At 64.7% G+C, this 309-nt stretch carries 1 protein-coding gene; it reads right to left on the minus strand.

The features are described 5' to 3' along the window. Positions 1 to 309, minus strand: a 309-nt coding sequence (locus tag KW846_RS30620; protein WP_218486473.1) for a VCBS domain-containing protein, incomplete at both ends; no start/stop codon positions are given.

Here is a 309-nt window from a genome sequence, read left to right on the forward strand (position 1 = left end):
CGGCGATCGAGCCGTAGGTGCCGGTTGGCGAGCCATTGATGCTCCAGGTCGCCGTGGCATCGTGATCGATGTCGGCCGAGCTGAACTGGCCAGTCACGCTGAGCGTGGTGTCTTCCTGCACCGCGCCCGCATCATTGCCCGTTGCGAAATTCAGCACGGGTGCGTCGTTGCTGCCGGTGATGGTGATCGTCACCTGCTGGGTGTCGACGCCGCCCAGGCCATCGCTGACCTGTACGCTGAACACTTCGTTGTGGCTCTCGCCCGCCTTCAGCGCCTGCACCGCATTGGCAACGCCATCGGTGCCGTTGG

The sequence above is a fragment of the Pseudomonas sp. PDM32 genome (genome assembly GCF_019219225.1).
Classification (GTDB): domain Bacteria; phylum Pseudomonadota; class Gammaproteobacteria; order Pseudomonadales; family Pseudomonadaceae; genus Aquipseudomonas; species Aquipseudomonas laurylsulfatiphila.